Raw genomic sequence first — 17,379 nt, 5'->3', positions numbered from 1 at the left:
TGCACTCTTAATGCTGGCATCGGGTCTCGCTCATGCGGAAATCTCTCAGGAACAACTCGATGCCGATTGCGCCAAAATACCCTCTTATGCCAGCCAGGGCGAATCATTCTACAAAGCGAAAAACTACCCCATGGCACGTAACTTATTCGAGCAACAAGCGACATGGAGTGAATCTTGCAATCTCGATGACAAATCCATCGCCACGGCATACAACAATGTGGCGCTGACCTGGATGCGTGAAGGGCAATGGCGCAAAGCCCGTGCCTGGCTGATGATTAAACCCGATGACGCCAAATCAGTCTACAATTTGGAGCTAATCAAGGATAAGCTGGCGGCTCTGCCACGTCCTCCTTCAGCGACGGGAGAGTACTGGGATTACGCCGGGAAAGCGACCTGGAACACATTAACGCTTAAACCCACGCAGCCAAAAGACACCTGGCAGGTTGATTTTCAAGGTTATTACTTCGGAATGATGGGGGTTTACGTTGGGCCAAATATCGGTGAGCTTTCTGAAAAGGTGACGTTGAAAAACGATAAAGGGGTAATCGCAGTGCGTGAGGATGGCAATGAAACGATTCACTGCAATATCAGCCTGAGCCTTTCACCAGAGGCCATTGACGCCAGCACTGATACCCCGGAAGATTGCGGTTTTGGCGCCTACGTCGGCGCTGACGGGCATTACCTTCGTATCAATTAACCCCATGATTAAAAAACTGATTTCACTTTTCTCACCCAGGCTTAATGGCTCAACTTGCGCAAAAAAACGGCCTGTTGATGACGTGTCGCAACTGAATGCGCAGCTTCAGTCGATGGTGAACGATCCGCGCAATGCGCTGCCTGAAAACTGTGATATTCATGACACCTTTGTGCTCTGCCAACTCACCCATCACCACAACGGGCATCTGCGGGAAAAAGCGGTGCAATGCCTGGGACTCCGGCGGGATATTGCGGCTATTGAAGAACTGTTAGCCTCTGCCAATGACTGGGTAAAAGAAGTTCGCCTGGCCGCAAAAACAGCGTTACGCGGCCTGATGACTCATAACAATACGGCGGCATTCGCGGTGAATTTGCCTGCCGTTCGCAAACTGCTCATCTGCCAGCGCAGCGATCACACGCAGTTCGTGGCTGAAATCATGCATTTTCTGCTGACCGATGAAAATCTGCCTCAGTTGCAACACTGGCTGGTTTGTCCTGACAGGAGGATCTCCCGCGCAGTGTTGCAAACGCTTATTGAATATGATCGCTTTAATGACGAAGACCTGATGCTTCTTGTCCTCCGCCAGCCCGATACGGGATTGCGCACCCAAGCGGTAGAACACTGGTTAGGTCAACAATTGCCGCTTAGTGCCAAACTTCTGGCTCGTCTACTACAGGACCGCTGGCCGCGCATTCGTCAATCAACCCTGTTTTGCCTTGGCGATCGCGGAATGGCGATCCCTCCCACGCTTTATACCCGGCTACTGATGGACAACAGAGCACTGATCCGTCTGCGAACCCGGAATATGCTGATGCCCGACATCAACGTAGCGCAATGCTGGCTTAGTGCCGTGGTATCTGCCGAATATTCGCCTTCTCAACGTCGTGCAGCCCTGTATGGCCTACATCACATTCATGATCCGAACGTTCTGGCGCTGGCGCGTTGGGGGTTATCACAGGAATTACGCCCTCTGCAATTGACCGCAATACATATTCTTGCAGAAGTCGCCCCACATGCGGAAATAAAAGCGCCTGTACTGGCAGCGCTGGCTTCCCCGGACGCTTGCGGGATTACATTTCTGGTGAATTTAATCCTTCGTTATCGCTTTCCTATAACACGTGATGAAATACACCATCTGCTGAAGCATGCGCCATCGGTCCGACATACTTCGGCGTATTATCGTCTGTGTCATAACCTGAATAAATGGGACAGCTTAATTCTGTTACTGCAATTTCATCCGACGCTGGCTGAAGAGAACGGGTACAAGCAGCTCGCCATATGGCAGAAAAATTTCAACCTCTCAGGAATTCAGCCTGATGCTCAACAACGTCAGCAACTTAATGAATTGTTTACCCGACACCCTGAATTTCACGCGACATTATGGAGCTATTTGCCCTTCAAAAGGACATAATATGGGTGTTAAAGCCAGCTAAGCGGTGCTATGACAGACAACAATCTATCCATCAACGCCGTGGCGCAACGCGTTTTATGGCTTACACTAACGTAAGACATTTACTTACACAGGAGCCAATTAATGACCAGAACAATGACCGTGGACCTCGGTGATGAGCTGCGAGAATTTATCGAGTCTCTGATTGAGTCTGGCGATTACCGAACGCAAAGCGAAGTTATCCGTGAATCATTACGCTTACTGCGCGAAAAACACGCGGAGTCTCGTCTACAGGCATTACGCGATATGCTTGCTGAAGGGCTGAATAGCGGTGAACCACAAACCTGGGAAAAGGATGCTTTCCTGAAAAAGGTGAAACACAGCATAAGGAAATAGAGTGCGAATCGTTAAGCTTACCCCACACTAATAATATTGGTACTCCGTGCCCCGAGTTGGGAACAGATTTTATCGCTCTCCCCTTCGAACGCCATATCCTTTACTTTCTTCAAACCGCTCGTGAAATCATAGTCATCCGTATTCTGAGCCAGAATCAGGACGCGAGCAGACATTTACGCTGGAGCTAAACGCCCGAATTGCGCTACAATGCCCGCCCTAAAAGTATGGGAACCCTCCCTGCCGCGCACACCGTGACGCGGATCTGACCTGTCATCAGAACGAGAAAATCATGTTTAAACCGGAACTCCTTTCCCCGGCGGGAACGCTGAAAAATATGCGTTACGCTTTCGCTTATGGCGCGGATGCTGTTTATGCGGGTCAACCGCGTTACTCCCTGCGCGTTCGCAACAACGAATTCAATCACGAAAATTTGCAGCTCGGCATTAACGAAGCCCATGCGCTCGGTAAAAAATTCTATGTGGTGGTGAATATCGCGCCGCATAACGCCAAGCTGAAAACCTTTATTCGTGACCTGAAGCCGGTGGTGGATATGGGGCCGGATGCGCTGATTATGTCCGATCCGGGTCTTATCATGCTGGTGCGTGAGAATTTCCCGGATATGCAGATTCACCTCTCCGTGCAGGCCAACGCCGTCAACTGGGCGACGGTGAAGTTCTGGCAGCAGATGGGGCTTTCCCGCGTGATTCTTTCCCGCGAACTGTCGCTGGAAGAGATTGAAGAAATTCGCACCCAGGTGCCGGAAATGGAGATTGAGATCTTCGTACACGGCGCACTGTGCATGGCTTATTCTGGCCGCTGCCTGCTTTCTGGCTACATCAACAAACGCGATCCAAACCAGGGCACCTGCACCAACGCCTGTCGTTGGGAATACAACGTGCAGGAAGGCAAAGAAGATGTGGTCGGCAATATCGTGCACAAATATGAGCCGATTCCGGTGCAGAACGTTGAGCCGACGCTGGGCATCGGCGAGCCAACCGACAAAGTGTTTATGATTGAAGAAGCACAGCGTCCGGGCGAGTACATGACCGCCTTCGAAGACGAGCACGGTACTTACATCATGAACTCGAAAGATCTGCGCGCCATCGCCCACGTTGAACGTTTGACGCAAATGGGCGTGCATTCGCTGAAAATCGAAGGCCGTACCAAATCTTATTACTACTGCGCACGTACCGCGCAGGTCTACCGTAAAGCCATCGACGATGCCGCAGCGGGTAAACCGTTCGACACCAGCCTGCTGGAAACTCTGGAAGGTCTGGCCCATCGCGGGTACACCGAAGGCTTCCTGCGTCGTCATACGCATGATGATTACCAGAATTATGAATACGGTTTCTCCGTTTCTGAACGTCAGCAGTTTGTCGGTGAATTTACCGGTCAGCGTAAAGGCGCACTGGCGGAAGTGGCGGTGAAAAACAAATTCGCTGTCGGCGATAGCCTGGAGCTGATGACCCCGCAGGGTAATGTGAACTTTACGCTGGAGCAAATGGTCGACGCCAAAGGTGCAGACAAACCGGTCGCACCGGGCGATGGCCACATTGTCTGGCTGCCGGTGCCGGAAGATATCGCTCTGGAGTACGCGCTACTGATGCGCAACTTCAACGGCGAATCGACGCGTAACCCGCACAGCAAGTAGTCCATAGTGGGTAATTTCGCAAGCGAGAAGAATCTTAGAATTGGATCACATACCTAATTGTTTATTCCGGGTATTATCGCTTCGCTGAAAAACATAACCCATAAATGCTAGCTGTACCAGGAACCACCTCCTTGGCCTGCGTAATCTCCCTTACGCAGGCTAATTTTTTATCTGTCCCCTTCCTTTTCTGAAAATCAGTTCGTTCTTATCCCGCTATACTTTTTCTGCCATATACTTTTATTACGTTGATTAACGAGGAAAAAGGATGACCAACTTTCCCGCCAGCTTATTGATCCTCAACGGCAAGAGCACGGATAATCCGCAGTTGCGTCAGGCGGTTGATACCCTGCGCAAAGAAGGCGCTGAACTGCATGTTCGCGTCACCTGGGAGAAAGGCGATGCGCCGCGCTATATCCAGGAAGCGCTGCAACTTGGCGTCGCGACGGTGATTTCCGGCGGCGGCGACGGCACCATTAATGAAATCGCTACCGCGCTGATTGAGCTGAAAGACGCCAATTCTCCGGCGTTGGGGATTCTGCCCCTCGGCACCGCCAATGATTTCGCCACCAGCGTCGGTATTCCAATGGATCTGGAGAAAGCCCTGCGTCTGGCTATTTCCGGGCGCGATGTGCCGATTGATACTGCGCGCGTGAACGATAAAACCTGCTTTATTAATATGGCGACGGGGGGATTTGGTACGCGCATTACGACCGAAACCCCGGAAAAACTGAAAGCGGCGCTGGGCGGGGTATCGTATTTGATTCACGGCTTAATGCGGATGGATACCCTCAAACCCGACCGCTGTGAAATTCGTGGTGAAAATTTCCACTGGCAGGGAGATGCGCTGGTCATTGGCATTGGGAACGGGCGTCAGGCAGGCGGCGGACAGCCACTCTGCCCTGACGCGCTGATTAATGACGGGCTGCTGGATTTACTGGTGATTACCGGGGAAGAGCTGCTGCCTGCCATTTTCACCACCATTACGCAGCAGGAAGAGAACCCGCACCTGGTGCGCGGGCGCTCTGGCTGGATAGAAATCACCTCGCCGCATTCGATGACCTTTAACCTTGACGGTGAACCGCTTAGCGGGCAGACGTTTCGCATCGATATTTTATCGGATGCGCTCCGTGCGCGCCTGCCGCCAGATTGTCAGCTGTTGCGCTAGCTTGCAAGAATGCCGGATGGCGGCTTCGCCTTATCCGGCCTACAACGACTCCCCCGTAGGCCGGGCAAGCGTAGCGCCCCCGGCATGGCTCAATACGCCGCCACCTCCCGCGCCATCTCGCGGGTGTACTGTTGGCTGGCATTAACCAACATCCGGGTATAATCCGTTTGCGCTTTCCCGGCAACCAACTCGTCAACGGTGAGCGTTTCAAGAATTTTGCCGTACTGCATCACCGCCACTTTCTGACATAAATGGGCAATGACGCCGAGGTCGTGCGTCACCATCAAATAGGTCAGCCCCGATTCCTGTTGCAGTTCCGCCAGCAGGTTCAAAATTTCCGCCTGTACCGACACATCCAGCGCCGAGGTTGGCTCATCCAGCAGTAACACCTGCGGCTCCAGAATCAACGCGCGGGCAATCGCCACGCGCTGACGTTGCCCGCCGGAGAGCTGATGCGGGTAGCGATCGCGAAAGGCGCGGTTTAACCCCACGCGATCCAGCAGCGTGTTGATTCGTCGATCGCGATCGGCGATGCCGTGGATTTGCAGCGGCTCCTCCAGAATATCGCCAATGGTATGGCGCGGATGCAGCGAACCGTACGGGTCCTGAAACACCATTTGCACCTGGCGACAACGGGTGCGGCTGATGCTGTGATCCAGCGGCTGACCATTAATCGCCAGCGCCCCCTGCCAGTGGGTAAACAGCCCGGCGAGACACTTCAGTACCGTGGTTTTGCCCGAGCCCGACTCCCCCACCAGCCCGTAAATCTCACCCGGCCTGACGTGGAAATTGACGTCATACAGCACCTGGTTACGCTTCTCACCTTCACCAAACACCAGATTCAGGTTATTCACTTCAATCATGACGCGCTCCTTATTCCGTCAGCCAGCTGGCCTGGCGCTGCAACACCGGCAGTACCGGGCGGCGCTGATGCATATCCGGCAGCGAGTTAATCAACCCCTGCGTATAGGGATGCTGCGCCTTATCGAGATCTTTCGCGGCAATCGATTCCACCACCCGCCCGGCATACATCACCAGCACGCGGTCGCAAAAACTGCGCACCAGATTGATGTCGTGGCTGATAAAAATCAGCCCTAACCCGCGTGATTTCACCAGATCGTCAAGCAAGCCCAGCACCTGCAAACGCACGGAGACGTCCAGCGCCGAGGTCGGTTCATCGGCGATCACCAGTTCCGGATCGGTTATCAGCATCATGGCAATCATCACGCGCTGCCCTTGCCCGCCAGAAATTTCATGGGGATAGAGCGCGTAAGCACGCTCCGGCTGGCGAATACGCACCACCTCGAGCATCTCCATCGCTTTGGCTTTCGCCTCGGCTTTACGCCCAGGATGGTGTGTCAGCCATGCTTCAGCAATCTGATCACCCACGCACACCACCGGGTTGAGCGAATATTTCGGGTCCTGCATGATCATCGAAATTCGCTTACCGCGAATGCCGCGCATCTGCGCTTCCGTGGCATGCTGCAAATCGATATCACCAAACTGCATCCGCGCGGAGGTGATGCGGGATTTTTTCGGGTGCAGATGCAACAGCGCGCGCCCGACGGTTGATTTACCGGAACCCGATTCGCCGACAATCGCCAGCTTTTCGCGTCCCAGTTGAAAGGAGACGCCGCGCACCGCGTGGGTCACCGCCTGGCCGTTAACAAACTCGACGTGCAGGTCGCGCACATCAAGCAACGGCGTATTACATGCTGCGAGGATCGAGGATGTCACGTAAGCCATCTCCTAAGAAATTGAATGCCAGACTGTTAATCAGAATCGCCAGCCCCGGAATGGTGACTACCCACCAGCACTCCATCATGTAAGTGCGACCGCTGGAGATCATCGCCCCCCACTCCGGTTCCGGCGGTTGCGCGCCAAGGCCGAGGAAGCCGAGCCCGGCGGCGGTCAGGATAATCCCCGCCATATTCATGGTGATACGGATAATCACCGACGGCAGGCACAGCGGCACAATATGTCGCCACAGCACGCGTACCGGTGATGCGCCCTGCAAACGGACTGCCGAAATAAAATCAGCCTGACGTAGCGAGAGTGTTTCGGCACGCGCCAGGCGCGCAATCGGCGGCCAGGCGGTTAAGGTAATCGCGATAACCACATGCTCCAGCCCAGGGCCTAAGGCAGCGACAAACGCCAGCGCCAGCACCAGGCTTGGGAAGGAGATAAATATGTCGGTGACGCGCATCAGCACCATATCGACCTTGCCGCCAAAATAACCTGCCGTGACGCCGAGCAGCAGCCCCAGCGGGCCGACGGTAACCGACACCAGCAGTACGATGTAAAGCGTAATGCGCGAGCCGTACACCAGGCGACTGAAGATATCGCGGCCAAACTCGTCGGTACCAAACCAGTGCTGCGCATTAGGTGCGGTGAGCGCGTTGTTGAGATCCTGCACCAGCGGGTTGTACGGCGCGATAAGCGGCGCGAAAATCGCCACCACCAGCAGCAGGAAAATAATCCCGCCGCCAATAGCGGTCAGCGGATTACGCGCCATCTTGCCGATAAAACCACCCGTACGCTGTAACGCGCGTTTGATACGCGCCGCACCTTCACCGCCACCCGTGCCGACGGGCGTATCCAGAGAAACGGTCATGATTTTGTCCTCGGATCAAAGAGTTGATAAAGCATGTCGGAAAGCAGGTTGAGCATCACGAAGATCACCCCGACCACCAGCACGCAGCCCATCACCGCGTTCATATCGCCCAGCAGCAGGCTGCCGGTAAGATAGGAGCCAAAACCCGGCCATGAGAAAACGGTTTCAATCAGCACTGCGCCTTCCAGCAGTGAGCCGTAAGCCAGCGCGACGACGGTCAGCAGCTGTACCAGAATGTTGCGAAACGCGTGATTCCAGATGACCTGACGTTCGGTCAGCCCTTTCACACGGGCGGTGATGATGAACTCCTGCGACAACTGCGCCAGCATAAAGCTGCGGGTCATGCGGCTGATGTAGGCCAGCGAGTGAAAACCGAGCAGCGCGGCGGGCAGAATCAGGTGGTTTATCGCGTTCCAGAACACCGTGCCGTTCCCCGCCAGTAACGCATCGACGGTCATTAACCCGGTACGACGCGGCACGAGGCCGTCCAGACCTAAATCCACACGCCCCGCGCCGCCCACCCAGCCGAGCCAGGCATAAAACACCAGCAGCCCCATCATCCCCACCCAGAAGATAGGCGTGGAGTAGCCTGCCAGGCTGATAATTCTCACCACATAGTCGGAAACGCTGTTACGACGCGCCGCCGCCAGTACGCCCAGCGGAATGCCGAGCCCCGCGCCGACAATAATCGCCATCGTCGCCAGCTCCATGGTGGCCGGGAAGACGCGGATAATATCGTCGAGCACTGGCTTGCCGGTGAGTAGCGCGTTACCTAAATCGCCGTGCAGCAGGTTGCTGAAATAGATCCAGAACTGCGCCGCCAGTGACTTATCAAAGCCCAGTTGCTGATAAACCTGCTGATAGGTGCTTTGGTCCGCATCCGGTCCGACAATCGCCAGCACCGGGTCGATGGGCATCACGCGCCCGATAAAAAACGTGAGTAACAGCAGGCCGAACAGCGTAATCGCAACCTGCATCAACCGCTTAGAGAATCGCCGGGCGCGCGAGCCTGGCGCAAGTATGACCATACTCATCCTTTATCTCCTTCGCTGACTTTATAGACTTCCCGCAGAAACGTGGTGGCTGACGGGTGCGACTGGAAGTCTTTGACTTCGTTACGAACCACTACCGAATCGACCATTTGCGACAGCGGTTGCAGCGCCGGGATGAGCAGATCGTAACGGGTCTGGATCGCCTGATAGTCAGCCAGCTGCTTTTGCGGGTCGCGCTCAAGCAGCGCGGTATCGATCATCTCGTTCAGCTGTTTGTCGTAAAAGCCGGTGCGCCATCCCTGGAAATTGGTCAACCGCGCTTCATCGCTGTTATCCGGGTTGTACACCAGCGCACGCAGGCTGGAGTGCGGGTGCGGTTCCATCCCACTGCCGCCGCGCCCCACCAGCAGGTCAAATTTGCGTTCGCGCATCGCGCCGTAAATCTGGTTACCGGTGCCGGTAATGATTTTGGCGTTAATGCCCGCCTGCATCAGCGTCGACTGAACGGCAATCGCAATATTGAGGAATGGCTGATCGGCCAGCACGCGCAGCGTGGTGTCAAACCCCTCAGGATAACCGGCTTCCGCCAGCAGCTTTTTCGCCCGTGGGATATCGAGCTGATAGCCAGGGTCCGGCAGCGTTGACGGCATTCCGGCTTTGATGGGGCGCTGGTGCAGCACACCGTAGCCCGGCATCAACGCTTTGTTGATACCCTGATAATCAATCAGATAGCGCACCGCTTCGCGAACTTTCGGGTTGGCGAAATGGGCCTCTTTCATGCTCATCGCCACGTAATACACCGTGCCTTTCTGCACAGCTTCCACCGTCAGATTGGGGTCTTTACGCAGGGCGTTGATATCGGACACGGCCATATTATTGGCAACGTCCAGATCGCCCTTTTCAATCATCAGACGCAGGGTTTGCGACTCCTGAAAATGGCGCAGCACCACCCGGCTCATCCTGGCCTCTTCGCGCCAGTAGTGCGGGTTGCGCTTCATGCGCAGCACATCTTTCGCCTGCCAGGTTTCCAGCATAAAAGGGCCAGAACCGGCTTCATTGGTCGTCAGCCAGCGATTGCCCCAATCGTTATTGGCTTCATGCTGCTGAACGGTTTTGCTGTCGAGCACGCCCAGGTTGCCCAGCGCGCCGAGGGAGTAGATAACCAGCTGCGGATCGTTGGCCTTCGGCAGCGTGATTTGCACCGTGTAGGGATCGGGCGCGATCACCTGGTTATCGATATTTTTCTTACTGAAGCCATAGGATTTCCACACCGACGCCTGCGCAAGGTTCAGGTGCAAAATTCGGCGCATCGACCACACCACATCGTCAGCCGTAAGCGGATTGCCGGAGTGGAACGTTACGCCATCACGCAGGTGAAACGTCAGCACTTTGCCGTCCGGGCTAATATCCCAGGATTTCGCCAGCGCCGGTTTCACGTTGGTCAGCTGATTGGCATCGAGCTCCACCAACGAGTCGTAAAGGTTAACGACAATACCCACCACCTCGTTCCCGGTCATCGCCGCCGGGTCGAGCGTCAGCAGGTTGTTCATATTCATACCAATGATGAGCTGATCGGGGGGCGTTTTCGCCAGCGCCGCCCCGCTCCCCATCATCAGCGACAGCGCGAGTAAACACGCGCCCGCGAGGGAAGATTTTTTCATCTGTGTATACCGTTTGTAGGGTTGAAGTATTTTTATCTGTCAGTCGTGGCTGACGGTATTGGCTTCGATATACGCAAAATTAATGTCTTCCCCGAGACCCGGCCCCTGCGGCAGATGCACAAAGCCATCGGCGTCCATCGGGTCAACAATGGTGTTCAGGTAAGCCGCTGGCTGATCGTAATCCAGGAACGGATGCAGCAGGCCGCGCTCGTACCAGCGACAGTTGCGAATCGCCCCGACCACCGCCAGGCTCGCCGCGCCGTTGCCATGCACTTCGCAATCCATGCCAAAGGATTCTGCCAGCGCCGCGACCTTCATGGTTGGCGTGATGCCGCCGACGCCGTTAGCGCCCGCGCGCAAAATGTCGCAGGCTCCGGCTTTCACCCAGTCGGCGCGGCTGTGGTGCTTCCCGCCAAAGCTTTCCGGGCCAATCACCGGAATAGAGAGATTTTCCGCAAGCCAGGCATAAGACGACATGCTGTCCTCTTCCATCGGTTCTTCAAACCAGGCGAAGTTGAGTTTTTCCAGCTCTTTACCGATCCACAGCGCTTCGGTGCGGCTGTACCAGTGATAACCGTCGATCATCAGGTCAATGTCCGGACCGACGGCTTCACGCACGGCGGCGCAGGCTTTGATATCCATTTTCGGGTTCGGCGCAAAAGAAACCGGCGGCATCCAGGTGTGCAGTTTGATGGCCTTATACCCACGCGCCACCAGCGTTTCGGCAAACGCAGCGTACTCTTCCGGCGTGGAGAGCCCGCCTTTCAGATCGTCGCCGCACATGGTGCTGCCGTAGGCCGGTACTTTGTCGCGAAAGCCGCCCAGCAGTTTATACACCGGCATATTGAGTTTGCGGCCCATTAAATCCCACAGCGCCTGCTCGACAAACGACAGCGCGCGCTCGGTCAGTTGATGTGCGCTCCCGCGCTGCCAGTGCACTAAATCCTGCCAGATACGCTCGCGGTTAAACGGGTCCTGCCCGACCAACACTTTGCGGAAAAAAGTATTCACCACAAACGGGCGCACCACTTCCGGCGGCGCAAAGGAGTAGCCTTTTGTGCCGTCGTCAGCAGTAATGGTTAACACCGCCATTTTTGCCAGACTTTCCGCACCGGGGTGCGAGTGGCCTGCGCTGTCGGAAACTCGACGTGTAGGGTATTGAAATACAGTGACGTTTACAGATTCAATTTTCATTATGTGTCCTTAGTACAACAAAAAGTGGGCATTGCGGATGCCACAACCCTGTGACTTACACTTCCCGGCAAGCCGGTTTTAAGTAATTGAAAAAGCGTTTCACTGGATAATCTAAGCACAAAATATGAGACCTGCCTCGGACAAATCCCGCTAACGATTGACTGTTTTTTGGGCATAAGCACGAGGGGACGTGACTGTTTTCACAAAAGGAGGGAGAAATGTGAGGGGGATCGTTACGAGAAAAGGTAAACCCGGCGAGGCAAAAACTCGCCGGGAAAGGCATTATGCGATGGTGACTTTACCGTCCAGATATACATCCTGAACCGCGTTGATCAACTGTACGCCATCGGCCATTGATTTTTTGAAGGCTTTACGCCCCAGAATCAGACCCATACCGCCCGCGCGTTTATTGATAACCGCGGTACGCACCGCGTCGGAAAGGTCGGTTTCACCGCCCGCCGCACCGCCGGAGTTAATCAACCCGGCACGGCCCATATAGCAGTTCGCCAGTTGGTAGCGCACCAGGTCAATCGGATTCTCGCTGGTGAGTTTGCTGTAGACGCGTTCGTCCGTATAGCCAAAGTTCACCGCTTTATAGCCGCCGTTATTCTCGGCCATTTTCTGCTTCACGATATCTGCGCCGATGGTTGCTGCCAGATGATTGGCCTGACCGGTCAGGTCGGCAGAAACGTGGTAGTCCACGCCATCTTTCTTGAACGCCGGGTTACGCAGGTAGGCCCACAGTACGGTGACCATCCCCAGTTCATGCGCGCGTTCAAAGGCGGCAGAGATCTCTTCAATTTGGCGGCGAGACTCTTCGGAGCCGAAGTAGATGGTTGCGCCCACGGCAACGGCGCCCAGGTTAAATGCCTGCTCGACGCTGGCATACAGCGTCTGGTCAAAGGTGTTCGGGTAGCTCAGGGTTTCGTTGTGATTGAGCTTAACGAGGAATGGAATGCGGTGCGCGTAACGACGTGAGACAGAAGCCAGCACGCCATAGGTTGACGCCACGCAGTTACAGCCTGCTTCAATCGCCAGTTCAACGATGTTTTTCGGATCAAAATAGAGCGGGTTAGCGGCAAACGACGCACCCGCAGAGTGCTCCACGCCCTGGTCAACGGGCAGAATCGATAAGTAGCCGGTTCCGGCCAGACGTCCGGTATTATAAAGCGTCTGCATGTTTCGCAGTACAGCAGGCGGACGGTTGTTGTCCATCATCACCCGGTCAACGTAATCGTGACCCGGCAGGTAGAGTTGATCGGCTGGAATGGTCATACAACGATGCTGTAAAAGGCTGTCGGCGTCTTTGCCAAGCAATTGCGTAATATCAGTCATGGCGATGCTCCCGTAATGCCAACGTCGTGTCGGCGTGAATTTCCTGCCCGGAATTTTTGGGCAGCAATAAGTCTGGTCGTGGATACGGGAATTTTCCATTGCGCGAGCATATTTAAGCGCAATCTGCTGGCACGATTCATGGACGGTAAAGTGTTACAGAGGTCAAAGTTTCACCTTAAAGGTATTTAAAAGGTATTGCATGATGGTATTGTTTCTACGTACCTTACCTGTCATGAAGGATTTAAAGATGAAAACTACAGTAAAGCTGTCGTTCATGATGTTCATTGAGTGGTTTATCTGGGGAGCATGGTTTGTTCCCCTGTGGCTATGGCTGAATAAGAGCGGATTTACAGCAGGCGAAATTGGCTGGTCTTATGCCTGTACGGCGATTGCGGCAATCCTCTCGCCGATTCTGGTCGGCTCGCTGACGGACCGTTTTTTCTCGGCACAAAAGGTTCTCGCGGTGCTGATGTTCGTTGGCGCGGTGTTGATGTATTTTGCCGCACAGCAAACCACGTTTGCCGGGTTTTTCCCGCTGCTGCTCGCTTACTCACTCACCTATATGCCGACCATTGCACTGACCAACAGCATTGCCTTTGCCAACGTGCCGGACGTCGAGCGAGACTTCCCGCGCATTCGCGTCATGGGCACCATTGGCTGGATAGCCTCCGGTCTGGTTTGCGGCTTCCTGCCGCAAATGATGGGCTATAACGATATTTCACCGACCAACGTTCCTCTGTTGATCACGGCGGGTAGTTCGCTGCTGCTGGGGGTTTTCGCCTTCATGCTCCCGGACACCCCACCGAAAAGTACGGGAAAACTGGACCTCAAAGTGATGCTGGGCCTGGATGCGCTGATCCTGCTGCGCGATAAAAACTTCCTCGTCTTTTTCTTCTGCTCGTTCCTGTTCGCGATGCCGCTGGCGTTCTACTACATCTTCGCCAACGGGTATCTCACCGAAGTGGGTATGCAAAATGCGACCGGCTGGATGACGCTGGGGCAGTTCTCTGAAATCTTCTTTATGCTGGCGTTGCCGTTCTTCACCAAACGCTTTGGCATTAAAAAGGTATTATTACTTGGTCTTATCACTGCGGCAATTCGCTATGGATTCTTCGTCTACGGCGGCGCAGAGCAATACTTCACTTATGCCCTGCTGTTCCTCGGCATTTTGCTCCACGGCGTCAGCTACGATTTCTACTACGTAACCGCCTATATTTATGTCGATAAAAAAGCGCCGGTGCATATGCGCACGGCGGCGCAGGGGCTTATCACGCTCTGCTGCCAGGGTTTCGGCAGCCTGCTTGGCTATCGCCTGGGCGGCGTGATGATGGAAAAAATGTTCGCGTATAAAGAGCCGGTGAATGGGTTGACCTTCAACTGGGCGGGCATGTGGGGCTTCGGCGCCATCATGATCGCCATTATCGCCGTGCTGTTTATGATTTTCTTTCGCGAGTCGGGCAAAGAGATCACCGCCATTAAGGTGCAAAACGACCCACGCGACACGGCACTGACACAAGGGGAAGTGAAATGAAAACAGAACGTATTCTTGGCGCGCTGTACGGCCAGGCATTGGGCGATGCGATGGGAATGCCTTCAGAGCTTTGGCCTCGCTCACGCGTGAAGGCGCATTTTGGCTGGATCGACCGTTTCCTGCCGGGACCCGCCGAGAACAATGCGGCCTGCTACTTTAACCGCGCGGAATTCACTGACGATACGTCGATGGCTTTGTGCCTCGCCGATGCCATTCTTGAGCGTCAGGGGAAGATCGATCCGGATCTTATTGGCCGTAATATTCTGGCCTGGGCGGAGGGCTTCGACGCGTTCAACAAAAACGTGCTGGGCCCAACCTCCAAAATTGCGCTTAACGCGATTCGTGAGGGTAAGCCTGTTAGCGAACTGGAAAACAACGGCGTCACCAACGGCGCGGCAATGCGCGTTTCGCCGCTGGGTTGCCTGCTGCCGCCGGGTAATCTCGATGATTTCATTGATGACGTGGCGCTCGCCTCCAGCCCGACGCATAAGTCCGATCTTGCGGTCGCCGGTGCAGTGGTGGTGGCCTGGGCCATCTCCCACGCCATCGACGGCGAACGCTGGCAAACCATCGTCGATTCGCTGCCTGCCGTCGCCCGCCACGCGCAAGAAAAACGCGTGACCACCTTCAGCGCATCACTCGCCGCGCGCCTGGAGCTGGCCTTAAATATTGTCCGCAGTGCAAGCGGGACGGAATCCGCCAGCGAACAGCTTTATCAGGTAGTCGGTGCGGGAACCAGTACCATTGAATCCGTTCCGTGCGCCATCGCAATGGTCGAACTGGCGCAAGGCTGCCCCAACCGTTGTGCCATTTTATGCGCTAATCTCGGAGGTGACACCGATACGATTGGGGCAATGGCTACCGCAATTTGCGGGGCGTTAGGCGGTATATCGGCGATTGACCCGGCGCTGAAGCAGCAGCTCGACGAAGTCAATCAACTCGATTTTTCCCGCTATGCAACCGCGCTGGCGCAGTATCGCGAGCAACGGGAGGCGGTATGAATGTCGCGTCGCGTTTAGCCACCTTAGGTAATCAACGCCCGGTCACGGTTGTCGGCGCGGCGGTGATTGACGTGATTGCCGATGCTTATGCCCTTCCCTGGCGCGGCTGCGATATCGAACTGCAACAGCAAAGCGTCAATATTGGCGGCTGTGCGTTGAATATTGCCGTGGCACTCAAACGCCTCGGTATGCATGCCGACAATGCGCTCCCCATCGGACAAGGCGTTTGGGCCGATATCATCCGCCACAATCTGGCCCGTGAAGGTCTCACCAGCTGTATTGATGGCGTGCAGGGGGATAACGGCTGGTGTCTGGCGCTGGTTGAGCCAGACGGCGAGCGCACCTTTATGTCGTTCAGCGGTGTCGAAAATCAGTGGAATACTGACTGGCTGGAGGCGTTATCCGTGGCACCTAAAAGCCTGGTGTCGCTTTCAGGTTATCAGCTTGCGTCGCCGTGCGGCGAGTTGCTTGTCAACTGGCTTGAAAGTCTGCGAGACGTCACGCCATTTATCGATTTTGGCCCGCGCATTGCCGATATTCCTGATGCGCTGATGGCACGCATTATGGCCTGCAAGCCTGTTATTTCGCTTAATCGCCAGGAAGCCGAAATCGCCGCCGCACGCTTTAACTTACCGACGGAAACCCGGCAGCTCGGTAACGCATGGCTTGCGACGTTTGGCACACCGCTTATCGTGCGACATGATAAAGAGGGAGCATGGTATTTCAGCCAGGAAGAACAGGGGCTGGCAGCGCCGTTTCCTGTGACGGTCGTCGACACCATCGGCGCGGGTGACAGCCACGCAGGCGGCACGCTGGCCGGACTGGCGTCCGGCTGGACGCTCGGCGAATCCGTGTTGCTCGGAAACGCGGTAGCGTCCTGGGTGGTCGGTCACCGGGGCGGCGACTGTAGCCCAACGCGCGAAGAACTACTCCTCGCACACAAAGACATATAAATCACTGCGGCAGTGGCTGATACTGTACTCAATCGGCCGCTGCTGCTGGTCAAGCGCAACCTGTTTGATAACCAACACCGGGATTTTTTCATCCATTCTGATATGCGACTGAAATTCGGCATCCGGCATCCGGGCACTGACTCTTGAGCGCGTACGCTGCGGAAAGATATGCTGGCTGCGGAAATAGTCATACAGGGAAACGCCAATCTCATCCACATCATGAATCAACTGGGCGGGAACCCAGGATTCTTCAATAGATACGGCCTCTTCATCCACATACCGAATACGTTTGAGCAAAAAAACGTCACTTTCCGGCGCAACGGCCAGCTGTGAAGCCACCTCTTCCGGGCAAGGAACTATACGCTTATTCACCCACAGGGTATCCGGCTTTTTCCCCCGCAGCACAACCTGTTGCGAAAATCCGCGCGCTTCCTTCAGGGAATACTCAAAAATATTATTAATTTGCGTGCCGTAACCGCGGGCACGCGTGACCACGCCTTCATCTTCCAGCGTTTGCATCGCTTTGCGCACCGTTATACGCGACACGCCCGTTAACTGGCTCAGGTCACGTTCGCCCGGCAGAATATTGCCATGCTCGAGTATTCCGCTGCGTACGGCGTTTTTCACCGTTTCAGCAAACTTCAGGTACAGCGGCGTGTTATCCGCCGCAGCAATACGCTCAGTAATTTGCGCAATTAGCCGTGTATGTGATTGTTCCATTTATCTTTCCCTGCAATGGGCCCCGAGCCAGTATAGGTGGCGTCACGCCGGAAGACTACTCCCGACGAGGAAATGGTGT

15 protein-coding genes and 2 pseudogenes are annotated in these 17,379 nt (G+C 55.1%); 9 read left to right on the top strand and 8 right to left on the bottom strand.

Annotated elements, in window-relative coordinates; all coding sequences use genetic code 11:
- Positions 1-10: 10 nt before the first annotated feature.
- From ACWWFX_RS02090 to yegS, 6 genes and pseudogenes are all read left to right on the top strand, one after another.
- Entirely contained in the window at positions 11-697 is a 687-nt protein-coding gene (locus ACWWFX_RS02090; RefSeq protein WP_473223140.1) for a tetratricopeptide repeat protein, read from the top strand.
- Entirely contained in the window at positions 615-2,108 is a 1,494-nt protein-coding gene (locus tag ACWWFX_RS02085; protein WP_473223082.1) for a HEAT repeat domain-containing protein, read from the top strand. The genes ACWWFX_RS02090 and ACWWFX_RS02085 overlap by 83 nt, the downstream gene beginning before the upstream one ends.
- A 77-nt stretch (positions 2,109-2,185) precedes the next feature.
- Positions 2,186-2,483: pseudogene (locus tag ACWWFX_RS02080) on the top strand (type II toxin-antitoxin system ParD family antitoxin).
- A gap of 26 nt (positions 2,484-2,509) precedes the next feature.
- Positions 2,510-2,671 (top strand): annotated as a pseudogene (locus ACWWFX_RS02075) (type II toxin-antitoxin system RelE/ParE family toxin); the annotation flags it as partial.
- A 101-nt stretch (positions 2,672-2,772) separates the two neighbouring features.
- Complete coding sequence (gene trhP, locus ACWWFX_RS02070) at positions 2,773-4,134, top strand: prephenate-dependent tRNA uridine(34) hydroxylase TrhP (RefSeq protein ID WP_015963810.1); 1,362 nt, start codon at positions 2,773-2,775, stop codon at positions 4,132-4,134.
- Positions 4,135-4,399: 265 nt separating this feature from the next.
- On the top strand, positions 4,400-5,299 hold the full coding sequence (gene yegS, locus ACWWFX_RS02065; RefSeq protein WP_276220489.1) for a lipid kinase YegS: 900 nt from the start codon (positions 4,400-4,402) through the stop codon (positions 5,297-5,299).
- Between the two features lie 89 nt (positions 5,300-5,388).
- Here yegS and ACWWFX_RS02060 read toward each other — a convergent pair whose 3' ends face one another.
- The 7 genes from ACWWFX_RS02060 to fbaB all read right to left on the bottom strand — a co-directional run bounded on the left by ACWWFX_RS02060 (position 5,389) and on the right by fbaB (position 13,095).
- Positions 5,389-6,162, bottom strand: a complete 774-nt coding sequence (locus ACWWFX_RS02060; protein ID WP_276220490.1) for an ABC transporter ATP-binding protein — start codon at positions 6,160-6,162, stop codon at positions 5,389-5,391.
- A gap of 10 nt (positions 6,163-6,172) precedes the next feature.
- Positions 6,173-7,036: an ABC transporter ATP-binding protein gene (locus tag ACWWFX_RS02055; protein ID WP_473223081.1), complete on the bottom strand. Its 864-nt coding sequence runs from the start codon at positions 7,034-7,036 to the stop codon at positions 6,173-6,175.
- Entirely contained in the window at positions 7,008-7,913 is a 906-nt protein-coding gene (locus ACWWFX_RS02050) for an ABC transporter permease (RefSeq protein WP_473223080.1), read from the bottom strand. The genes ACWWFX_RS02055 and ACWWFX_RS02050 overlap by 29 nt, the downstream gene beginning before the upstream one ends.
- A complete protein-coding gene (locus ACWWFX_RS02045) occupies positions 7,910-8,947 on the bottom strand; it encodes an ABC transporter permease (protein WP_473223079.1) in 1,038 nt (345 codons plus the stop codon). Before ACWWFX_RS02045 ends, ACWWFX_RS02050 begins: the two co-directional genes overlap by 4 nt.
- Positions 8,944-10,566, bottom strand: coding sequence for an ABC transporter substrate-binding protein (locus ACWWFX_RS02040; RefSeq protein WP_473223078.1), 1,623 nt, complete (start codon positions 10,564-10,566; stop codon positions 8,944-8,946). Before ACWWFX_RS02040 ends, ACWWFX_RS02045 begins: the two co-directional genes overlap by 4 nt.
- 39 nt (positions 10,567-10,605) lie before the next feature.
- A complete protein-coding gene (locus tag ACWWFX_RS02035; RefSeq protein ID WP_473223077.1) occupies positions 10,606-11,760 on the bottom strand; it encodes a mandelate racemase family protein in 1,155 nt (384 codons plus the stop codon).
- Between the two features lie 282 nt (positions 11,761-12,042).
- On the bottom strand, positions 12,043-13,095 hold the full coding sequence (gene fbaB / locus ACWWFX_RS02030; RefSeq protein WP_149462408.1) for a class I fructose-bisphosphate aldolase: 1,053 nt from the start codon (positions 13,093-13,095) through the stop codon (positions 12,043-12,045).
- Positions 13,096-13,342: 247 nt separating this feature from the next.
- Here fbaB and ACWWFX_RS02025 point away from each other — a divergent pair, with 247 nt between their 5' ends.
- The 3 genes from ACWWFX_RS02025 to ACWWFX_RS02015 are packed head-to-tail and all read left to right on the top strand — an operon-like array spanning position 13,343 to position 16,580.
- On the top strand, positions 13,343-14,626 hold the full coding sequence (locus ACWWFX_RS02025) for a nucleoside permease (protein ID WP_473223076.1): 1,284 nt from the start codon (positions 13,343-13,345) through the stop codon (positions 14,624-14,626).
- On the top strand, positions 14,623-15,627 hold the full coding sequence (locus tag ACWWFX_RS02020; RefSeq protein ID WP_473223075.1) for an ADP-ribosylglycohydrolase family protein: 1,005 nt from the start codon (positions 14,623-14,625) through the stop codon (positions 15,625-15,627). Before ACWWFX_RS02025 ends, ACWWFX_RS02020 begins: the two co-directional genes overlap by 4 nt.
- Positions 15,624-16,580 (top strand): PfkB family carbohydrate kinase, encoded by a 957-nt coding sequence (locus tag ACWWFX_RS02015; protein WP_473223074.1) that lies wholly within the window; start codon positions 15,624-15,626, stop codon positions 16,578-16,580. The genes ACWWFX_RS02020 and ACWWFX_RS02015 overlap by 4 nt, the downstream gene beginning before the upstream one ends.
- Here ACWWFX_RS02015 and ACWWFX_RS02010 read toward each other — a convergent pair.
- Positions 16,554-17,300 (bottom strand): GntR family transcriptional regulator, encoded by a 747-nt coding sequence (locus tag ACWWFX_RS02010; protein ID WP_015963798.1) that lies wholly within the window; start codon positions 17,298-17,300, stop codon positions 16,554-16,556. The two genes, ACWWFX_RS02015 and ACWWFX_RS02010, sit on opposite strands and share 27 nt — an antisense overlap.
- Positions 17,301-17,379: the final 79 nt, after the last annotated feature.

It is taken from the genome of Pseudocitrobacter sp. 2023LY-00077 (assembly GCF_055796175.1).
Note: the sequence above shows the minus strand (reverse complement) of the source record. Positions and strands in the feature narration are given on the sequence as shown.